At 53.2% G+C, this 18,146-nt stretch carries 18 protein-coding genes; 10 read left to right on the top strand and 8 right to left on the bottom strand.

Annotation, left to right across the window (positions count from 1 at the left end; all coding sequences use genetic code 11):
• Positions 1-29: 29 nt before the first annotated feature.
• Complete coding sequence (gene clpS, locus WCT94_RS10255) at positions 30-350, bottom strand: ATP-dependent Clp protease adapter ClpS (protein ID WP_005967385.1); 321 nt, start codon at positions 348-350, stop codon at positions 30-32.
• A gap of 421 nt (positions 351-771) precedes the next feature.
• Between clpS and cspD the strand changes: the two genes are divergently transcribed.
• Positions 772-993: a cold shock-like protein CspD gene (gene cspD, locus WCT94_RS10260; RefSeq protein WP_010306383.1), complete on the top strand. Its 222-nt coding sequence runs from the start codon at positions 772-774 to the stop codon at positions 991-993.
• A gap of 240 nt (positions 994-1,233) precedes the next feature.
• Here cspD and WCT94_RS10265 read toward each other — a convergent pair whose 3' ends face one another.
• Entirely contained in the window at positions 1,234-2,898 is a 1,665-nt protein-coding gene (locus WCT94_RS10265) for an ATP-dependent endonuclease (protein WP_181829138.1), read from the bottom strand.
• A 317-nt stretch (positions 2,899-3,215) separates the two neighbouring features.
• On the opposite strand from WCT94_RS10265, the gene WCT94_RS10270 reads away from it, so the two are divergent.
• The 4 genes from WCT94_RS10270 to WCT94_RS10285 all read left to right on the top strand — a co-directional run bounded on the left by WCT94_RS10270 (position 3,216) and on the right by WCT94_RS10285 (position 8,746).
• Positions 3,216-4,115, top strand: coding sequence for a lysine exporter LysO family protein (locus WCT94_RS10270; protein WP_336869543.1), 900 nt, complete (start codon positions 3,216-3,218; stop codon positions 4,113-4,115).
• A gap of 188 nt (positions 4,116-4,303) precedes the next feature.
• Positions 4,304-5,956 (top strand): hydroxylamine reductase, encoded by a 1,653-nt coding sequence (gene hcp / locus WCT94_RS10275; RefSeq protein WP_336869467.1) that lies wholly within the window; start codon positions 4,304-4,306, stop codon positions 5,954-5,956.
• Positions 5,957-6,093: 137 nt separating this feature from the next.
• Positions 6,094-7,137 carry an NADH oxidoreductase gene (gene hcr / locus WCT94_RS10280; RefSeq protein ID WP_336869469.1) on the top strand — a complete coding sequence of 348 codons (1,044 nt, stop codon included), beginning with the start codon at positions 6,094-6,096 and terminating at the stop codon, positions 7,135-7,137.
• 172 nt (positions 7,138-7,309) lie between these two features.
• The gene (locus WCT94_RS10285; RefSeq protein WP_336869471.1) at positions 7,310-8,746 is read left to right on the top strand and encodes a DUF2867 domain-containing protein; all 1,437 of its coding nucleotides are present in this window, start codon (positions 7,310-7,312) and stop codon (positions 8,744-8,746) included.
• On the opposite strand, the gene WCT94_RS10290 is transcribed toward WCT94_RS10285, so the two are convergent.
• Both WCT94_RS10290 and WCT94_RS10295 read right to left on the bottom strand, forming a co-directional pair.
• Positions 8,743-9,570: an N-acetylmuramoyl-L-alanine amidase gene (locus tag WCT94_RS10290; protein WP_336869544.1), complete on the bottom strand. Its 828-nt coding sequence runs from the start codon at positions 9,568-9,570 to the stop codon at positions 8,743-8,745. The genes WCT94_RS10285 and WCT94_RS10290 overlap by 4 nt on opposite strands.
• A gap of 68 nt (positions 9,571-9,638) precedes the next feature.
• Entirely contained in the window at positions 9,639-9,962 is a 324-nt protein-coding gene (locus WCT94_RS10295; RefSeq protein WP_015839959.1) for a heavy metal-binding domain-containing protein, read from the bottom strand.
• Positions 9,963-10,170: 208 nt separating this feature from the next.
• On the opposite strand from WCT94_RS10295, the gene artP reads away from it, so the two are divergent.
• From artP to artJ (WCT94_RS10320), 5 genes are all read left to right on the top strand, one after another.
• Positions 10,171-10,899: an arginine ABC transporter ATP-binding protein ArtP gene (gene artP, locus WCT94_RS10300; RefSeq protein WP_256543425.1), complete on the top strand. Its 729-nt coding sequence runs from the start codon at positions 10,171-10,173 to the stop codon at positions 10,897-10,899.
• Positions 10,900-10,919: 20 nt separating this feature from the next.
• A complete protein-coding gene (gene artJ, locus WCT94_RS10305) occupies positions 10,920-11,651 on the top strand; it encodes an arginine ABC transporter substrate-binding protein (RefSeq protein WP_336869473.1) in 732 nt (243 codons plus the stop codon).
• 11 nt (positions 11,652-11,662) lie between these two features.
• On the top strand, positions 11,663-12,379 hold the full coding sequence (gene artQ / locus WCT94_RS10310; protein WP_015839956.1) for an arginine ABC transporter permease ArtQ: 717 nt from the start codon (positions 11,663-11,665) through the stop codon (positions 12,377-12,379).
• Positions 12,379-13,047, top strand: coding sequence for an arginine ABC transporter permease ArtM (gene artM, locus WCT94_RS10315; RefSeq protein WP_336869475.1), 669 nt, complete (start codon positions 12,379-12,381; stop codon positions 13,045-13,047). Before artQ ends, artM begins: the two co-directional genes overlap by 1 nt.
• Positions 13,048-13,334: 287 nt before the next feature.
• Positions 13,335-14,066, top strand: coding sequence for an arginine ABC transporter substrate-binding protein (artJ, locus tag WCT94_RS10320; protein ID WP_336869477.1), 732 nt, complete (start codon positions 13,335-13,337; stop codon positions 14,064-14,066).
• Between the two features lie 382 nt (positions 14,067-14,448).
• Here artJ (WCT94_RS10320) and rlmC read toward each other — a convergent pair whose 3' ends face one another.
• The 4 genes from rlmC to potH all read right to left on the bottom strand — a co-directional run bounded on the left by rlmC (position 14,449) and on the right by potH (position 18,136).
• Positions 14,449-15,576: a 23S rRNA (uracil(747)-C(5))-methyltransferase RlmC gene (gene rlmC / locus WCT94_RS10325; RefSeq protein ID WP_336869479.1), complete on the bottom strand. Its 1,128-nt coding sequence runs from the start codon at positions 15,574-15,576 to the stop codon at positions 14,449-14,451.
• A 127-nt stretch (positions 15,577-15,703) separates the two neighbouring features.
• Positions 15,704-16,156 (bottom strand): YbjO family protein, encoded by a 453-nt coding sequence (locus WCT94_RS10330; protein ID WP_336869480.1) that lies wholly within the window; start codon positions 16,154-16,156, stop codon positions 15,704-15,706.
• Between the two features lie 172 nt (positions 16,157-16,328).
• Entirely contained in the window at positions 16,329-17,174 is an 846-nt protein-coding gene (potI, locus tag WCT94_RS10335) for a putrescine ABC transporter permease PotI (protein ID WP_336869481.1), read from the bottom strand.
• Positions 17,171-18,136, bottom strand: coding sequence for a putrescine ABC transporter permease PotH (potH, locus tag WCT94_RS10340; RefSeq protein ID WP_194430074.1), 966 nt, complete (start codon positions 18,134-18,136; stop codon positions 17,171-17,173). The genes potI and potH overlap by 4 nt, the downstream gene beginning before the upstream one ends.
• Positions 18,137-18,146 lie beyond the last annotated feature (10 nt).

Raw genomic sequence — 18,146 nt, forward strand, 5'->3', positions numbered from 1 at the left:
AGGCACCTCTCCCAATAAAACGCCTGACTTCAGGCTTTTTCCAGCGTACAGAGCAGCGGGTGCTCGTTTTCTCTGGCATAACGATTGACTTGTACGACCTTGGTCTCAGCCACTTCAGCGCTGAATACGCCACAAATCGCTTTCCCCTGATAATGCACGGTTAACATAAGCTGTGTGGCACGTTCAATATCATAAGAAAAGAACTTTTGCAGAACGTCAATAACAAATTCCATCGGGGTGTAATCATCATTATTCAACACCACGTTGTACATGGATGGCGGCTGCAATTTTTCTTTCTGTTTATCGGCGGTCAGGTTCTCAGATTGTGACCACGTACTGTTGTTTCCCATTCTCTATCCACATCTTGTAACGAATACCGCGGCGCGCGAATTCGTCTGTTTATTCCCAATAGATTCGAGAAGCAGGAAATGCGCGCCTGCGACTTGAAAGATGACGGGTATCTCTACATTTACAGTATCACGTCTACTTTTTATTTTACCACCTGAGGGAATAAATGGTTCCTGGAAAGCAAAATTCAAGGCCTGTAACCGATATCTTGAGTACGCAACGCGATCGTCGGTTCATCAATAGCGTTATCTGCATCAAACTTTGACAAACTCCCCTCAACACCACGCGGTGGATCGCTTGACGCCGGGATCGATTTCACTAAAGTGTACGGATGAATTGATGGGGTTTTAATCAATTCGTATTCGTAGTAACCAAATAACCACACCTTACTGAAAAGAATACTCTTGCGAAGGATGTCAATGCATGGAGACAGGTACTGTTAAATGGTTCAATAATGCCAAAGGGTTTGGTTTTATCTGTCCAGAAGGGGGTGGTGACGATATTTTCGCGCACTACTCAACCATTCAAATGGATGGCTACCGGACTCTGAAAGCCGGACAGGTTGTCAGGTTTGATGTTCATCAAGGGCCGAAAGGTAATCACGCTTGCCTGATCGTCCCGCAAATCGCCGAGGCCGCATCCTGATCCCCCTTCTATACCCTAAATAATTCGAGTTTCAGGAAGGCGGCAAGGGAAGGAATCCCGATGAGCTTACTTGAGTAAGTGATTCGGGTGACTGAACGCAGCCAACGCACATGCAACTTGAAGTATGACGGGTATACACCCTACACGTTTACTCAGAATACCTACGCTAAACCGTAAAATGACTATAATGCGACAAATGCCGTTCAGCACACTGAACGGCATTTTTATTTCTGTATCACGCTAATCCGCACGTCCGCGGGCCAACCACAGGACGCGGGAGAACATGCTGCGTATAAGCGGTGGGATTGCATCGCTGCCCATCGCTGCTGCCTCCATCGCCACCTCAATCGCCAGATCGGGCTTGGATGAACGATGAATCGCCTTGATGATGATTTTGTGCATCGATAGCGGCACTTTCTCCGGCAACTGCGCGGTGCGGTGATAAACGTGACTGAACCCCTCACGATACATATAGTGTTCCATGTCCGATGCGGGCAAGACGGTCAGATGATCTCGCTCGCTCTCGTCCTGAACGGTTAACATACTTTTCGCCGTCGCTGCATACTTTTTCCCCGCGTCGTCGCCATCGACCAGCACATGCCATTCAATCCCCATACGCCGTGCAAACCTCAGCAGTGGCCGGAGCCCGGACTGAGCAAACTCAATCACCTTCACCCCTTCCGCCTCAAAATGGTGCCCACATTGGCGTGCCAGTTCATTCAGCATCCAGACTTCGGTTTCCCCCTCCACCAGCAGCCAGCAGCGTGCGAAAAGTGAAGCGGGTCGATTCAGACGAATATGAAACGCAATGCGCCGACTGTCTTCCGCACTCATGCCCTGACGACCAATGCGATATGTCGCAACCCGTGACGATTCCCGCACCAGACGGCACACGTGTTCCATCGGCACCAGCGACAGCAGCTCTCCCGAATTCGTTGTCGTGACTTTTTGGAGCGGCAACTGCACCAAAAGCCCCCAGGCGACGGATAGCATAATCGGGTGCAGGCGGGTTTCGGGGTCTTCAATCAGCAAAAGCGGACGGGCATGCGGATCCAGCGCTACCGACCCTTTCGCCTGTAACAGCGTAGAAAATAGCTCCAGCAGGATAATGCGCCGGCTGCGGCTATTTGGGTCGGCAATCAGACGGTTGATATTGTCCAGCGAGCGCCACGATTTACCGTTGTGTGCTCGCGCATGACGATGGTGGCGTCGGTCGTTCCCCGTGGCATTCTGCTCGGAAAAATAGTGCTCCAGCAATTGCCGCATCGCCACCAGACCATGCCGCAACTCTTTATCCGTCAGCTTCTGCGGATTTTGCGCCAGCTCGCGCATCAGTTGCTCGAACTGCTGAGCCAGTTTTTCATTACTGTTATCTAACGTCGCCGCCAGCGTTCCGGAACGCAGACGCCGCATAAAACGCGCGTCGCGCAGCCGCAGCACCGGATGCAGGCGGATAATCTCTCTGGCCAGTTCATCAATATCATCCAGCGGTATCGGGTGCCCGTCTGCGTCCAGAAAGCTACGCCAGGTAAAAACCGACTGGCTTTCGTCCACCTCACCTTCCAGCCGATAGAAAATGCGGTATAACGATGCCTCACCTTCCACCCAAACAGGGCTAAGCGAACGGTAGCGCGGAGATAAATGGTGGCCAGGTGCGGTTTCACAAAACGTGAAAATAATCTGAAGATGCTTTTCCCGACTATTTTCATCCCCCGGAGTGAAGTGAAAATCCTGCATATCAAAATGATAAAGCGGCAACGTCGGTGCCAGCAGCAGCGAGAGCGCATCCAGCAGGCTCGATTTCCCCCAGGCGTTCTCACCAATCAGTACGTTATTCTCGTCCAACGCCAGCGACAGACGATTGATTCCCCGAAACCCCAGGATTTCAATACTTTCCAGATGCATCCTTCTCTCCTATAGCGGCTGCCTGCGGTTTTCTGCTGCCAGAATGCCCACCGTGTAGAACATCCTGCCAGACAGCGCTTTACTCGCTCCGATAATTTGTTTAATTTTAATAGATTATCGTTTTTCTTCCCGCCAAGTGTAGCCGATGAATCCCACGATGTTGTCAATGAACGGTTTGAGTTTCCGCCGTGTCGACGTCTATCGGGGTCGACATGAAGAAGAAAAGCCTCACTGTCTGAGTCTGACTACGGTCACTCCAGCTCATCCTAAAATACGGGTTAGCGCCGTTTTTCTCGCGTAAGGACATCAATTCTGTGATGTATTCAGGATTATTAATTATTTTATTACCGCTCATCATTGGCTATCTGGTACCGCTGCGCGCCAAAAAAGCATTACAGCTGATTAACCAACTGCTGAGCTGGATGGTGTACGTTATTCTGTTTTTGATGGGAATAAGTCTGGCCTTTCTGGAAAATATCAGCAGCAATTTGTTACTAATCTTCCGCTACACCGCCGTCTTCGCATTCTGTATTGTCGCGGCAAATGGCATTGCCCTGTGGCTATGGGAAAAGCGCACCGCATGGCGCAGCAAGTACAGAGATGCCACCCCGCCTTCCCGACTGCGCATGATCCTTGAATCATTCAAACTTTGCAGCGTGGTATTCGGTGGTTTTTTACTCGGATTAACGCACTGGTCAGGATTCACCTATGCCAGCAAAGGCAGCGAATATGCCCTGATCTTTCTGCTATTTCTGGTGGGTATCCAACTGCGTAACAGCGGGATGACGCTGCGCCAAATCGTATTAAACCGTCGTGGTCTGGTCATCGCGCTCATCGTCGGTATCAGCGCGTTAGGAGGCGGACTGCTGGCCGCGTGGGTATTGGGGCTGCCGCTGAAAACCGGTCTGGCAATGGCATCCGGCTACGGGTGGTATTCGCTGTCTGGCATTCTGCTGACCGACGCGCTCGGGCCCGTCATCGGCAGCGCAGCGTTTTTCAACGATCTGACTCGCGAACTGCTGGCTATAATGTTCGTTCCCGCGCTGGCACAGCATAATCGCTCCTGTGCGTTAGGGCTTTGCGGTGCAACATCAATGGATTTCACGCTGCCCGTTTTACAGCGCAGCGCGGGCATCGATATCGTGCCTGCCGCCATCGTACACGGCTTCTTATTAAGCCTCGCCGCACCGATCCTGATGGCATTATTTTCCTCATAAGTACACACTGGACGTCGTTTTTCCCCGCTTTTATGGGCCGTGATTGAGAGTGATTTTCATTGCCCATCACCAAAATTGCGCTAAATCAAATTTACCTAAAGTTGCAGTAAAAAAGCCTTTTTACCTGCCTCGGCTGACACTATGCTTTAAACAAGCATTTTAAATGCAACTTAAAAAAGGAAGTCATTATGTTTTGTGTGCAATGTGAACAAACGATTCGTACCCCTGTTGGAAACGGCTGCTCTTACGCGCAGGGCATGTGCGGCAAAACCGCAGAAACCTCCGACCTGCAAGACTTGCTGGTCGCTGTGCTGCAAGGGCTTTCTGCCTGGGCGCTGAAAGCGCGCGAGCTGGATATTATCGATCACGAAGTAGACAGTTTTGCGCCACGCGCCTTCTTCTCTACGTTGACCAACGTAAACTTCGATTCCCAGCGCATTATTGGCTACGCACAGGACGCCATCACACTGCGTGAGTCTCTGGCTGTCCGCTGCCGTCTGCACGATGCCACCGCGACGGTGGATCACCCAATGGCAACGCTGCAACTGGCTGGCAACGATATTCCGACCTTACTGCAACAGGCGGCGGATTTTGCGCTGGACAGCGATAAAGCTATCGTCGGCGATGATATTCACGGCTTGCGCATGCTCAACCTCTACGGCCTGAAAGGTGCAGCGGCCTATATGGAGCACGCTCACGTTCTTGGTCAGTATGATGACGCTATCTATGCCGAATATCATGCCTTCATGGCATGGCTGGGCACACAGCCATCCGATGTTGATACCCTGCTGAACAACGCCATGGGTATCGGTAAAATGAACTTCAACGTTATGGCGATCCTCGACCATGGCGAGACCCATGCTTACGGCCATCCACAGCCGACTGCCGTTAACGTCCGCCCAATTGCGGGTAAAGCGATTCTGATTTCCGGCCATGACCTGAAAGACCTGCGCATGCTGCTGGAGCAAACCGAAGGGACAGGCGTCAACATTTATACGCACGGCGAGATGCTGCCTGCACACGGTTACCCAGAGCTGAAAAAATTCAAGCATCTGGCGGGCAACTACGGCAGCGGCTGGCAGAACCAGCAGACAGAATTTGCCAAGTTCCCTGGCGCAATCGTCATGACCTCTAACTGCATTATCGATCCAAACGTGGGCAACTACGGCGACCGCATCTGGACGCGCAGCATCGTTGGCTGGCCGGGCGTGAACCATCTGGAAGGCGACGATTTTAGTCCAGTGATCGAACAGGCACAGAGCCTGGCCGGCTTCCCGTACAGTGAAATCGAGCACATGATCACCGTTGGCTTTGGTCGTGAAACCCTGCTGAGTGCTGCTGATACCGTCATCGATCTGGTTGCACAGAAAAAACTGCGCCACGTCTTCCTGGTTGGCGGATGCGACGGTAGCCGTGAAGAACGTAGCTACTTCACTGACTTCACGCTGAACGTTCCACAGGACTGCCTGATCATGACGCTGGCCTGCGGTAAATACCGTTTCAACAAACTGGACTTCGGTACGCTGGAAGGCCTGCCGCGTCTGCTGGATGTCGGCCAATGTAACGATGCCTACTCCGCCATTATTCTGGCCGTCAAACTGGCAGAAAAACTGGGCTGTGGCGTGAACGATCTGCCGCTGAGTCTGGTGCTGTCGTGGTTTGAACAGAAAGCGATCGTCATTCTGCTCACCCTGCTGTCCCTCGGCGTGAAGAATATCTACACCGGGCCAACGGCTCCGGGCTTCCTGACGGAAAACCTGCTCGCCATTCTGAACGAGAAATTCGGTATGCGGGCGATTACCACCGTTGAACAGGACATGAACACCATTCTGGCCGCTTGATGAATTAACGCGGACGGAGGAGCGCGTTCCTCACCACGCCGCGTGAGGTGTCAACTCTGGCACCTCATGCTAAGCCCGATTTTTATGGGCTGCTTTTTTACACGCTTCACCGCATCCGTTTGTTATGGAGATTGACGATGACCATGCCCGCACTACAGACAGTGCCAGTACCACAGACGGGGCCGACGCCGCTTTGCGCTAACCGCATGCAGGTGCATTCCATTACTCAGGAAACGCCTGATGTCTGGACGATTTCACTGGTTAATCATGATTTTTATCCGTATAAGCCAGGTCAGTATGCGTTGGTCAGCATTGCTAACAGCGCAGAGACGCTGCGGGCTTATACAATTTCTTCTTCACCGGGGCTCAGCCGCTTTATTACGCTCACAGTAAGAAGGCTGGACGACGGTATCGGCTCCCGCTGGCTGACCCAAACGCTGAAAGTCGGCGATTACCTGTGGCTGTCCGATGCACAGGGCGAATTTACCTGTGCCAACGCGGTCAGCGATCGCTACCTGATGGCGGCGGCAGGCTGCGGCGTCACGCCGATTATGTCGATGTGCCGCTGGCTGCTGGCCAACAAACCGCAAACCGACATCCACGTGATTTTCAACGTGCGCAATCCGTTGCAGGTGATTTTCGCCAGCGAGTGGCAGGATCTGGTGCAGCGTTATCCGCAACAGCTACATCTGACGCTGATGGCGGAGTTTGACGCCGCGCCCGGTTTCCTCGCCGGACGTATCAGCGGCGACCTGCTGACAGAACATGTGCCGGATATCGCCAGCCGCACTGTGATGACCTGCGGCCCAGCCCCCTACATGAACCAGATAGAAACCCTGAGCCAGCAGCTTGGCGTTGCCTCAAACCGCATCTTCAAAGAACAGTTCCGCCCGGCAGATGAAGCGCTGGATGAGGATGCCGATCAACTCACGTTGACCATCAGCCGTCCGCTGAAAAATCTGCGCGTGCCGGTGGGGATCAGCCTGCTGGCCGCACTGGAAGCCAATAAGGTGCCAGTTGTCGCCGCCTGCCGCGCCGGTGTTTGCGGGAGCTGTAAAACCCGCGTGCTGTCTGGTCAGTACACCACGACCAGTACCATGACGCTCACCCCCGCCGAGATCGAACAGGGCTATGTGTTGGCCTGTAGTTGCCAGTTGCAAGGTGACGCCGTTCTGGCCTGATCCCCCCCTCGCTTTACCCCCTTCTGCCTGCTAGCGTCAGCTATCGGGCAGGTAGGTCATGTTAAATTAGGCTTGGTTTCAGGCGAGTATTAACCCCATACTTTTCATCGCTTTTTACCCTTTCCCCGTTATAGTAAGCCATGGTTATATTTTGCTGTGGAGCCGTTGGCACATGACATCCCCCTCTGCCCCGATCCTGATTCTGGGCGCAACTGGCTACATTGGCCGCCATTTAACCGAACGATTGAGCAAACAGGGTAAGCAGGTCATCGCAGCTGGTCGCAATACTGAGTCCCTCGCGTCACGGCATTGGCCGGGCGTCGACTGCCAGCAGGTTGATCTTGCCAAGCCAGAAAGCCTGCCTGATGGCCTGTGGGGCGCGGAAACGCTCTATTATCTGGTGCACAGCATGGGCGACGGCGCGGACTTCGTGGCAAGGGAACGCATGGCGGCCATGAATCTGCTGCTGGCACTGGCCTCCAGCCGCGTAAAACAGATTATCTATCTGGGGTCGCTTCAGGCGAAGGATGACACTTCACCGCATATGCAGGCACGCCAGATTACCGGTGATATTCTGCGCAGCAGCGGTATTCCCGCCACGGAGCTGCGTGCGGGCATTATTATCGGCGCAGGCTCAGCGGCATTCGAGATCATGCGGGATATGGTCTATAACCTGCCGGTGCTAACGCCGCCGCGTTGGGTACGCTCTAAATCGTCCCCTATTGCGCTGGAAAACCTGCTGGTCTATCTAATCAACATCCTGCAGCACCCCGCGGCACAAAACCGCATCATGGACGCCGCAGGCCCCGAATACATCAGCTACCAGACGATGTTTGAGCGTTTCATTCAAATTAGCGGCAAGCGCAGAGTGCTGATTCCCGTTCCGATGCCGACACATCTGGTGTCCGTCTGGTTTTTGCATCTGGTGACCTCGGTTCCCCCGTCCATCGCCCGCGCGCTGATTCAGGGACTAAAACACGATTTACAGGCCGATGGCCGCGAACTCCAGGCCTTGATTCCACAAACGCTGATGAGCTTTGATGACGCCGTACGCCTCACGCTGCAAAGCGAAATGGAGAGCGTACAGCAGGCCGACTGGGGCGATGACACCGAGGTCCGCGCGCGCTGGAAGCCGAATTACGGCTTTTACCCCAAACAGGCGGGCCATACGATGGAGACGACAGCCTCCAGTCAGGCGCTCTGGCAGGTCATCCAGCAGGTCGGAGGCAAGGAAGGCTATTTTTACGCGAATACGCTGTGGAGCATCCGCGCCCGGCTGGACGATCTTTGCGGTAACGGTGTCACTTATGGACGCCCCGAGCGCGCGACGCTGGAAGTGGGCGACAAAATTGACGGCTGGAAGGTTATCTCGATCAAGCCACAGCGTCAGCTGGTGCTGCTATTCGGTATGAAAGCTCCGGGGCTGGGTAAACTCAACTTTACTATCACGGACAAAGGCACCCACCGAACCGTGGATGTCCGTGCCCGCTGGCACCCTTCCGGGTTTAACGGGCTGGTTTACTGGTTTCTGATGATGCCCGCTCACCTGTTTATCTTCCGTGGCATGGCGGCGCGTATTGCGAAACTGGCAGAGAAGGCAGTGATTTAGCGGCTGCCGTATTTCTCCAGCAGTGCATCGACAATCGCTTCACTCTGCGCATCTGGCTGGCCTTGATAGTTCTCTGGACGGAAATGCATCTGGAAAGCGGCAATCACCTGCCGTTTCTCACGCGCGGTCATCGTGTTCTGCACTGCATAACCATAGCGCCCCAATTTTTCCAGCAGAACCGCGTCATCCACCGGCTGCGTCGTTGGTCGTCCGTGCAAATAAAATGCTACCCGCTGCGCATCCGGCCAGGCCCCCACTCCCGCCTGCGCCAGCACTTGCCAGGGGAATAGCGGTCCGGGATCTTGTTTCCGCTGTGGGGCAATATCGCTATGCGCGACGACATTCTGCGGGGCAATCTGGTAGCGATCGACAATGTCACGGGCGAGTACAGTCACCAGTTGAATCTGTGAGGCGGTGAACGGTTCCCACGTATAGCCCGTTAGCGTGCGCTGATAGCCCGTATTTTCGATCTCAATACCAATCGAGGAATTATTCAACCGACTAAACCCACGCCAGCTACTCGCCCCCGCATGCCAGGCCGCCCGAGATTCCGGCACCAGTTGCCAGGCGAGCGGCTTGCCGCGCTGCAAGGGCGGATGTGCTGGAATGAGATAATGCGCACTGACGTGTTCATCCGTCAGAATATTCAGCGAGGTGGCAAAGTCTTCCGCGGTGTAGTGAATCACCAAAAAGCGGATACGCGGCTCCTGCGCCCGCGACTGCAATGCGGTCTCCAGTACATAATTATTCTGTTCCTGCAACGAAGAAGTCGATTGGCACCCCGCCAACAGCCCCAGCGCTATGCAGACCATCCATTTCAACATCATTATTCCACTATATAGGTATCTTTTCCGCCGCGTCTCTTGCCTGCACTAGTCGGTTATTTCAGCCACTAGCGGCGAACTTTTACCGCGGTACCGCTGACGGTCACCATCAACATGCTGCCATCCTTCCCGACAGTTTCATAGTCGAGATCGATGCCTACCACGGCATTCGCACCTAAATCAGCAGCCTGTTCCTGTAGCTCTTTGAACGCAATCTGCCGTGCCTTACGCAGCTCTTTCTCATAGGCGCCGGAACGACCGCCGACGACATCACGAATGCTGGCAAAAAAGTCACGGAAGATGTTCGCCCCCAGAATAGCCTCGCCGGTCACAACGCCACAATATTCAGTAATCGTGAAGCCTTCCAGGGTCGGCGTAGTGGATAATTGCATGTCGTCTCCTTTCACTGCGGTTTACTACCAATGGGCGGCACTGCCGACAACCCGCGATGAGAAAGCGAGCATCCAAGCTGTAAGCCGTTATTTTGTGCTATTATTTAACCAACAAATCGCTTATTGGCAAATTTTAACCCACGGTGATTGCATAACTATTCTGCCGACGTTAACATTCGCCGCATCAATGTCTATTCAATTCTTACGCATGAGTATTCAACTAAACGGCATTAACTGTTTCTACGGCACATACCAGGCGCTATTTGATATCACCCTCGATTGTCCTGCGGGTGAAACGCTGGTTCTTCTTGGTCCCAGCGGTGCGGGAAAGAGCTCGCTAATACGCGTTCTTAATCTGTTGGAAATGCCACGTTCTGGCACGCTTTCCATCGCCGGTAATCAGTTTGATTTTCAGCGCACACCATCCGACAGCGCGATCCGTGAGTTGCGTCAGAACGTCGGGATGGTGTTCCAGCAATACAATTTATGGCCGCATCTGACCGTGGTGCAAAACCTGATTGAAGCGCCCTGCCGCGTGTTGGGGCTGAGTAAAGAAGAAGCTAAAGCGCGGGCGGATAAACTGCTGACGCGTCTGCGCCTCAATGACTTTGCCGATCGCTTTCCCCTTCATCTGTCCGGCGGGCAGCAGCAGCGTGTTGCGATTGCGCGTGCACTGATGATGGAACCTCAGGTGCTGTTATTTGATGAACCCACCGCTGCACTGGATCCAGAAATTACCGCTCAGGTTGTCAACATCATCCGTGAATTGGCAGAAACCGGCATCACGCAGGTGATTGTGACCCACGAAGTCGAATTTGCCCGTAAAACGGCCAGTCGGGTAGTGTATATGGAAAACGGCCGCATCGTTGAACAGGGGGATGCGACGCATTTTACCCAGCCGCAGACGCCTGAATTCGCTGGTTATTTGTCACATTGATTACTATCAGGAAAATGATAATGAAAAAATTGATTGTTGCAGCCTTATTCGCAGTGAGCGCCGCCTCTGCTAACGCCGCGGATACCATCCGTTTCGCGACAGAAGCCTCCTACCCTCCGTTCGAATTTGTCGATGCCAATAACCAGATTCAGGGTTTTGATATCGATCTGGCCAATGCGCTGTGCAAAGAAATGCAGGCAAACTGCACGTTCAGCAATCAGGCTTTCGACAGCCTGATCCCCGGCCTGAAATTCCGTCGTTTCGAAGCGGTCATCGCGGGAATGGATATTACCCCTGAGCGCCAGCAGCAGGTGTCGTTCACCCAACCTTACTATGACAACTCCGCGCAGTTTATTGCCCAGAAAGGGAAAGTGGCCGATATCGCCGCGCTGACAGGCAAACGCGTTGGTGTACAGAATGGTACGACCCATCAGAAATACCTGATGGAAAAGCATAGCGATATCCAAACCGTGCCTTACGACAGCTACCAGAATGCCGTGTTGGACCTGAAAAATGGTCGTCTGGATGCCGTGTTCGGTGACACCGCCGTGGTTAACGAATGGCTGAAACAGAACGATACGCTGGCAACCGTGGGTCAGAAAGTGACGGATAAAGGTTACTTCGGTATCGGTCTGGGCATCGCCGTGCGCCAGAACAACGATGAGCTGCTGAAAAAATTCGACACTGCGCTCAACAAAATCAAGCAGGATGGCACTTACGAGACCATCTACAAAAAATGGTTCCAGCAGTAATCTGACGCTCAATGATTGAATTTCAACCTCTTGCAAGCGCCGCCGGGATGACCGTCGGCCTTGCCGTTTGTGCACTGGTGCTCGGACTCGTGCTGGCGATGCTGTTTGCCGTTTGGGAAACCGTCCGCTGGAAAGCCGTTAGCTGGACGGGAACCGCCGTCGTGACGCTGCTGCGCGGCCTGCCAGAAATTCTGGTCGTGCTGTTTATCTATTTCGGATCGTCTCAGTTGCTGATGATGCTGGCAGACGGGTTTACTCTGAATCTCTTCATCGTGCAGATTCCGGTAAAACTGGATATCGGCATGTTTGAAATCAGCCCCTTCCTGTGTGGCGTGATTGCGCTGGCATTGCTGTATGCCGCTTACGCTTCCCAAACGCTGCGCGGCGCACTGAAAGCCGTCCCGCAAGGGCAATGGGAATCAGGTCAGGCGCTGGGGCTCAGTAAATCCGCGATCTTTTTCCGTCTGATCATGCCGCAGATGTGGCGCCATGCGTTGCCGGGATTAGGCAATCAGTGGCTGGTATTGCTGAAAGATACCGCGCTGGTGTCGCTGATTAGCGTTAACGATTTGATGCTGCAAACCAAAAGTATTGCGACACGGACGCAAGAGCCCTTTACCTGGTACGTTGTCGCCGCGGCAATTTATTTGATTATCACGCTGTTAAGTCAGTATGTGCTGAAACGCATTGAACTGCGCACCACGCGTTTTGAGCGGAGACCTTCCTGATGCTCGCTTATTTACCTGAGCTATTAAAAGGCCTGCATACCAGCCTGACCTTAACCGCCGTCTCTATCGTCGTGGCGCTGGTGTTGTCGCTGCTGCTAACCGTCGTGCTAACGCTTAAAACGCCTGTCGTATCAATGCTGGCGAAAGGCTATATTACGCTGTTTACTGGCACACCGCTGCTGGTGCAAATCTTCCTGATTTACTACGGACCCGGACAGTTTACCTCTATCCAGCAAATTCCCTGGCTGTGGAACCTGCTTTCGCAACCGTGGCTGTGTGCGATGGTGGCGCTGGCACTCAATAGCGCGGCTTATACTACGCAGCTGTTCTATGGTGCGGTAAAAGCGATTCCTGCCGGACAGTGGCAATCCTGTGCGGCTTTGGGAATGAATCAGAAGCAGACATTACGCATTTTGCTGCCGTTCGCGTTTAAACGCGCATTGTCTTCTTATTCAAATGAAGTGGTGCTGGTGTTTAAGAGTACGTCGCTGGCTTACACCATTACGCTGATGGAAGTCATGGGCTATAGCCAACTGATGTACGGCCGGACGTATGACGTGATGGTGTTTGGTGCCGCAGGGATTATCTACCTGTGCGTCAACGGGTTACTGACATTGTTGATGCGCTGGGTTGAACGCCGTTCGCTGGTATTCGAGCGCCGTAATTAATCCTTAGCGTACTTATCCGCGCATTTATTCGCTTAGAAAGCAGGCTTTACCAGCCTGCTTTTTTTTATGGCGTGCCATCCCTGAGCACACCCTTACGTGCCGTTGCTGACACAACGTTAAGAATTTCTCCCGGAAATTTTCATTGCCAGCTGATGCAAAAACATGCAACAAACCGACTTTTTAATCATTTTAATTGCATATAAATTCAATCAATGGCATGATAATCGCCATGACGTCGGAATATTTCCGCGCCACTATTTTATAAGAAAAACAGACAGGAGTAGGTAATGAAAAAATTAGTGCTCGCCACCTTACTGGCAGGAATCGCCTTCAGCGCCACCGCGGCAGACACCATCCGTTTTGCCTCATCAGCCACCTACCCGCCCTTTGAATCACTGGATGCCAACAATGACATCGTCGGTTTCGATATGGACCTGGCGAAAGCATTGTGCAAACAAATGCAGGCAACCTGTACGTTCACCAATCAGGCATTTGACAGCCTGATTCCGGCGCTGAAATTCCGTCGCTATGACGCGGTGATTTCCGGTATGGACATCACGCCCGAGCGCGGCAAGCAGGTCGCGTTCACCCAGCCTTACTATGCCAACTCTGCTGTCGTTATCGCGCAAAAAGGGAAATTCAGCGATTTTGCTGCGATGAAAGGCAAACGTATTGGTATGGAAAACGGTACGACGCACCAGAAATACATGCACGACAAGCACCCGGAAGTACAAACCGTCTCTTATGACAGCTACCAGAACGCGGTACTGGATCTGAAAAACGGCCGTATTGATGGCGTATTCGGTGATACCGCTGTCGTCAACGAGTGGATCAAGGCGAGCCCTGAACTGGCAACGGTTGGAGAACACGTGACTGACGCAGAGTACTTCGGTACCGGATTGGGCATCGCCGTTCGTCCTGATGACAAGGCGCTGCTGGAGAAACTGAATAAAGCGTTGGATGCCATCAAAGCGGACGGCACGTACAAAACCATCAACGACAAGTGGTTCCCGCAATAAGGTTCCATCTGCTCGGTGCGATGTCTTATGAAATCATGCATATAACGCCGCTTTTTTGTCGTCCAGGCGTAAAAAATTGCGCTGAGGTGATCGTTACCGTCGAGTGAGCGGCAGGACGCCGCGAAAGACAGTGCCGCGTCGGGAACGCGTCACTGGCGGCTCGAAAAGCGGGAACGATCGCCGAAGGCACCGCGCAGCGGCGCAATTCGCGCCGAAAGCCAGTGGTCAAGGAGCTGCGGTAATTGAGCGCTCCTTGTCGGGCGTGTGATGAAATCATAGAAAGCACCAGAATTGACACGCCCGAAACTTTCATACTGTCGAACATGGATACAATAACGTAGTAAATTGCCACCAAGATATTTTCTATTACAGTCATCGCTTATCAAGCACGTTTCAGTAACGTCAGCACTTCATAGTGCGCCGTATGCGGGAACATATCGAACAGTTGTACGCGCAGCGCACGGTAATTCGTCAGCTCCGTCATGTCTTTTGCCATGCTTTCAGCGTTGCAGCTGGAGTAGAGAATATAGTCCGGTGCCATCCGGCTCAGGTAGGCGCACAGTTCGCTGCCGATACCTCGGCGTGGCGGATTGACTAGCACCAGCTCGGGAATTTCCGCTTTACCTGTCGCGAACTGCGTAGAATCCAAGGCCTGAAACTCCACCTGTTTCAGCCCAAGCTGCTCCGCAGAACGACGCGCGCAGGCTATCGCCTCGGCGCTGATTTCAATTCCCGTCAAACGCATCTCGGGTGACGCACAGTGCAGGCCAAAACCCCCTACTCCGCAAAACAGATCCCACATGCTGGTGATATTCAACTCTGCAACCCAGTCGCGTGCTGTCGCATACAGCACGGCCGCCACCTGCGGGTTCGTCTGGAAAAAACTTTGCGGACGGATATACAGCGGCACCTGATTGAACTGTTCGGCCAACGCGGCAGCCTCACTCAGCATGATTTCCGTTTCCCCTTCCATAATCGCCTGATGGACCGGCTGGATGTTGGCGGATATCACCTCAAGCTGCGGTAACTGCTGCCGTAGCCAGGGCAATGCGGCACGCAGCTGCGCCAGTTTGGTTTCCGAGCGTAAAACAAAACGCAGCATAAACGTGCCATGCTGCGTACTTTCCGTCAGCAGCAGATATTTCAGCTCCCCACGGCGTCGGGCCACGTTATAAGGCGTCAGCCCCGCTCGAGCAATGAAGACTTTAAGCACGTCGAAAACCGGTGCGAAGCTGGATGGATAAAGCGGACAATCGCAGAGATCCACCGCTGTTCCATCACGATGCAGCATCCCCAGCAGCGGGCGTTCCACACTGCCGCTCACCACCATTTTGGCTTTATTACGAAAGGCAGACTGTGCAGAGGGCTGCACCGGCAGCCAGCGCTGCACGGCGTGCGACTGTAGCAAGCCTGCAAGATGCTGTTGCTTATCGGATAGTTGCTGTGGGTAGGCTTTTTCCAGCCATTGGCAGGAACGACAGGTTCCCGTGCTGTAGCGGGCACAATGCATAAAAATCTAACTATTAAAAATAATACGGAATGAGAGGATTATACCACCCTGATGGCGTCACCCTGCGATCTTTCCGCTTGTTCATGGGCAACGCCAGCAGCCAGACTGGCTCAGGTAAGAGAAATGTCTATTTCTGGCGCAGAAAAAAACGCTTACTGCGTCGTGGCAGAAACAGTAAAACAATCACCAGAAGATCTGGGATCTTTTGCAGCAGGAGCTGATGCAACACGGCAGCATTGTTCTCTCCTGAAATATGGAATATCGCGGGCATAAACTCACTGAACGACGCCAGTAGCAGGTAACACACCACCGCGGTCTGACAGGCCACATAGCCCCATCGGCCCCAGTTCACACCGGCCAAAACGGCAAAGCCGCAGCGAATCTCAACGCCAACAACAACAAGTGATAACAGTAACACCAGCGTCGAATCCCAGGCTTCCGCGTTGCTGCCAATCCAGCCGCTAAAATCGCTGAGCCCTAACTCCCACACCAGCAGCAAAATCCCCAAAAAACGAGTAGCAATAATCGCAATCCCCGCCACCATGACTGGTACCGGGGCATAAACTTTGCGTTGTGTCATTTCCTTCTTCGTGTACAGAATTTCAACGCTCTCCCTTCATGCGGTCATTTATCCGCCAAAAATACGACACCCACATAAAATGGGATGCAGATATAAAACAACAACGCCCCCATACTCTGGCGGCGTTGCTGGAAATCTTCGCTAGGCTAACAAATTACGGTGAAAAATCGAATCAGCCGCGTCTCGCTTTTTGCATATCGCGATAGCGCTGCTTCTCTGCTCTCGCCATAAACCACCAGGCGATAAAACCAATAATACCAACGACTAACAATATCAGGGAAGCCAATGCGTTAATTTGTGGATTAACGCCCATTCTGACACTGGAGAACACCAGCATGGGCAGCGTCGTCGAACCAGGTCCAGCCACGAAGCTGGCAATAACCAGATCGTCCAGCGACAGCGTAAACGCCAGCAGCCAGCCGGAAAGCAGCGCAGGGGCAATCATCGGCACCGTGATAATGAAGAACACCTTGAGCGGATTCGCGCCCAGATCCATCGCCGCCTCTTCAATAGAACGGTCAAGTTCACGCAGGCGCGCGCTGATCACCACGGTGACATACGCGGTACAGAATGTGACGTGTGCCAGCCAGATAGTTAGCATTCCTCTTTCCGCTGGCCACCCAATCGCATGTCCTAACGCTACAAAGAGCAATAGCAGTGACAGGCCGGTAATCACATCTGGCATAACCAGCGGCGCTGTCAACATAAAGGCAAACCCATTAGAGCCACGGAAGCGGCCAAAACGCACCATGACCACGGCGGCAATCGTTCCAATAATCACAGCCATTGTGGCCGAGGCGGCCGCAATGGTCAGGCTCAGGAGCACTGCGCTGATCATCGCCGTATTATGGAACAGCTCGACGTACCAACGTGCCGACCAGCCTGCCCATACGGTAACCAGCTTAGAGCTGTTGAATGAGTAGATCACCAGCATCAGCATCGGCGCATAGAGGAACGTAAAGCACAGCACCAAAATCACAATACGCCACGGTGAGCGAACAACAGGTAAATTATTCACGCCTCACCCTCCGCACTTTTGCTCTGATGTTTGTGGAACCAGATAATCGGCATAATCAACAGCAGCAGCATGACAACGGCAACGGCAGACGCCACCGGCCAGTCTCGGTTATTGAAGAATTCCTGCCACAGAATACGGCCAATCATGATGCTGTCCGGCCCGCCGAGCAGTTCAGGGATGACGTACTCCCCTACCGCAGGGATGAAGACCAGCATCGAGCCCGCGATAATTCCGCCTTTCGTTAAGGGGACGATCACGCTGAAAAAGGTTTTCAGCGGTCGTGCGCCCAGATCCAAAGACGCTTCGACTAACGAATAGTCCAGCCGCATCAGCGCGGTATAGATCGGCAGCACCATAAACGGCAGATAGGAGTACACGACACCAATATAGACCGCCAAATTGGTATGCAGAATGACCAGTGGTTCATCAATCACACCCAGCCATAGCAAGAAGTTATTCAGGATACCGTTGTTTTTCAGAATCCCCATCCAGGCGTAGACGCGAATCAGGAATGATGTCCACGATGGCAAAATCACCAGCAGTAACAGAATGTTGCGCGTTGAGGGTTTGCTGTGTGCCACCGCCCAGGCCAGCGGGTAGCCAATAAGCAAACAGCACAGCGTCGACACGGCAGCAACCTGAAGCGATTGCATATAGGCATCGAAATACAGCGGATCGTCCAACAAATGCAGGTAATTCCCAAGATTCAGGGAAATATCCAGCTTGTCGTCCATCCAGGAAACCAGATCGGTATACGGCGGGATCGCGCGCGCCATTTCTGCAAGGCTGATTTTGAACACGATCAGGAACGGCAGCATAAACAGCAGCAGCAGCCACAGATACGGCAGCGCGATGACGAGCTTACGTCCGTGCTTTTGACGCCAGCGCGCCATCAGCACACGGAGCCAGAGTCTGGCCTTGCCCGGTGGTTCCGCCGTGTTATGTTCGGGAAATAAAGTCATGGCATTCTTC

It is taken from the genome of Pectobacterium sp. 1950-15, assembly GCF_037136835.1.
In the GTDB taxonomy this organism is placed as follows: Bacteria; Pseudomonadota; Gammaproteobacteria; order Enterobacterales; family Enterobacteriaceae; genus Pectobacterium.

What these genes read in the sequence shown, in the direction of transcription:
- clpS (WP_005967385.1), bottom strand. Translation starts at nt 350, where the DNA reads ATGGGAAACAACAGTACGTGGTCACAATCTGAGAACCTGACCGCCGAT.
- cspD (WP_010306383.1), top strand. Translation starts at nt 772, where the DNA reads ATGGAGACAGGTACTGTTAAATGGTTCAATAATGCCAAAGGGTTTGGT.
- WCT94_RS10265 (WP_181829138.1), bottom strand. Translation starts at nt 2,898, where the DNA reads ATGCATCTGGAAAGTATTGAAATCCTGGGGTTTCGGGGAATCAATCGT.
- WCT94_RS10270 (WP_336869543.1), top strand. Translation starts at nt 3,216, where the DNA reads ATGTATTCAGGATTATTAATTATTTTATTACCGCTCATCATTGGCTAT.
- hcp (WP_336869467.1), top strand. Translation starts at nt 4,304, where the DNA reads ATGTTTTGTGTGCAATGTGAACAAACGATTCGTACCCCTGTTGGAAAC.
- hcr (WP_336869469.1), top strand. Translation starts at nt 6,094, where the DNA reads ATGACCATGCCCGCACTACAGACAGTGCCAGTACCACAGACGGGGCCG.
- WCT94_RS10285 (WP_336869471.1), top strand. Translation starts at nt 7,310, where the DNA reads ATGACATCCCCCTCTGCCCCGATCCTGATTCTGGGCGCAACTGGCTAC.
- WCT94_RS10290 (WP_336869544.1), bottom strand. Translation starts at nt 9,570, where the DNA reads ATGTTGAAATGGATGGTCTGCATAGCGCTGGGGCTGTTGGCGGGGTGC.
- WCT94_RS10295 (WP_015839959.1), bottom strand. Translation starts at nt 9,962, where the DNA reads ATGCAATTATCCACTACGCCGACCCTGGAAGGCTTCACGATTACTGAA.
- artP (WP_256543425.1), top strand. Translation starts at nt 10,171, where the DNA reads ATGAGTATTCAACTAAACGGCATTAACTGTTTCTACGGCACATACCAG.
- artJ (WP_336869473.1), top strand. Translation starts at nt 10,920, where the DNA reads ATGAAAAAATTGATTGTTGCAGCCTTATTCGCAGTGAGCGCCGCCTCT.
- artQ (WP_015839956.1), top strand. Translation starts at nt 11,663, where the DNA reads ATGATTGAATTTCAACCTCTTGCAAGCGCCGCCGGGATGACCGTCGGC.
- artM (WP_336869475.1), top strand. Translation starts at nt 12,379, where the DNA reads ATGCTCGCTTATTTACCTGAGCTATTAAAAGGCCTGCATACCAGCCTG.
- artJ (WP_336869477.1), top strand. Translation starts at nt 13,335, where the DNA reads ATGAAAAAATTAGTGCTCGCCACCTTACTGGCAGGAATCGCCTTCAGC.
- rlmC (WP_336869479.1), bottom strand. Translation starts at nt 15,576, where the DNA reads ATGCATTGTGCCCGCTACAGCACGGGAACCTGTCGTTCCTGCCAATGG.
- WCT94_RS10330 (WP_336869480.1), bottom strand. Translation starts at nt 16,156, where the DNA reads ATGACACAACGCAAAGTTTATGCCCCGGTACCAGTCATGGTGGCGGGG.
- potH (WP_194430074.1), bottom strand. Translation starts at nt 18,136, where the DNA reads ATGACTTTATTTCCCGAACATAACACGGCGGAACCACCGGGCAAGGCC.